This is a genomic window from Mesorhizobium sanjuanii (assembly GCF_002529485.1).
GTDB lineage: Bacteria > Pseudomonadota > Alphaproteobacteria > Rhizobiales > Rhizobiaceae > Mesorhizobium > Mesorhizobium sanjuanii.
Map to the genome: position 1 here is coordinate 1 of NZ_NWQG01000318.1, position 1,176 is coordinate 1,176.

The following is a 1,176-nucleotide window of genomic DNA, read 5'->3' on the forward strand; positions in this document are numbered from 1 at the left end:
TGCGACGCATGACGATCACGCCATGAACTGGAGACGCTATTTCTGGCCGGTCGTCGGCATTGCGGCGGTGATTTTCTCGCTGTTTTTGCTCTGGCACGAATTGCGCGGCATTTCGCTCGATGACGTCTGGGCCGGGATAGTGGCCATTCCGGCACGCGGCTGGGTGCTCGCGGCGCTGAGCTCGGTGATCGCGTATGCCGCGCTGGCCGGCTACGACCACATCGCGCTGTTGCATATCGGCAAAAAAGTGTCGTGGCTGTTCGTCACCCTGTGCTCGTTCACCACCTACGCGCTGTCGCACAATATAGGCGGCTCGGTGTTCTCCGGCGCGGTGATCCGCTACCGCGCCTATGGCACAAGGGGGCTGACCGGCCAGGATGTCGGCATCCTGGTGGCGATCTGCTGGATCACCTTCGTGCTGTCGACGATCCTGGTCTCCGGCCTCGTGCTGGTGTTCGAGCCGGAGATCATCGACCGCTTTTCCGGCGCGCCGCATCATGGCCTGGCGACCGCGGCGGGTCTTGTGATGCTGGTCCTGGTGGCGGCCTATGTGTTTGGGAGTTGGCTGCATCTGCGACCCCTGAAAATCGGCAGCTTCCAAATCCATTATCCGGCGCTGCCGATCGTCGCGCGGCAAGTGCTGATCGGCCCGATCGAGCTTTTGGCGGCGGCGGCGATCATATTCTTCGCCCTGCCCGCATCAGGCAATCCCGGCTATTTCGTCGTGCTCGGCGTGTTCCTGGTGTCGTTCTCGATCGCCCAGATCTCGCACGCGCCGGGCGGGCTCGGTGTGTTCGAGGTCGTGTTCCTGACCGGCCTGTCGGATATGGACCCGGTCGGCGTGCTGGCCGCTCTGCTGGTGTTCCGGCTGTTCTACCTGATCATCCCGCTGCTGATCGCGCTGGGTGTCGTGCTGTTCTTCGAGCACTCGCAATATAGCCGCGGCGAGGGTTGAGGCGCTGGCACGTCTCCCCAGGTAGGTTCCGGGCCTGAACGCCGGGCCTGAGACGTGGCGTGCGAACCAGTCTGACGAAACGTGGCAATTGAAACGCCAGGCAGGCTTGACTATTTTCCGGCGGCGGCTACAAGGCACGCGCGGTGACATCGCCGCCCTGCCCGCACGGTTTGTCATCAACCGCGCCTGCTGGGGAATAGGTTAACGGTAGACCCACGGAC

Annotated in this window: 1 protein-coding gene; it reads left to right on the plus strand. The window is 63.3% G+C overall.

Features of this window, described 5'->3' with window-relative positions:
* Nucleotides 1–22: 22 nt before the first annotated feature.
* On the plus strand, nucleotides 23–955 hold the full coding sequence (locus tag CN311_RS31665) for a lysylphosphatidylglycerol synthase domain-containing protein (protein ID WP_097577489.1): 933 nt from the start codon (nucleotides 23–25) through the stop codon (nucleotides 953–955).
* Nucleotides 956–1,176: the final 221 nt, after the last annotated feature.

What these genes read in the sequence shown, in the direction of transcription:
- CN311_RS31665 (WP_097577489.1), top strand. Translation starts at nt 23, where the DNA reads ATGAACTGGAGACGCTATTTCTGGCCGGTCGTCGGCATTGCGGCGGTG.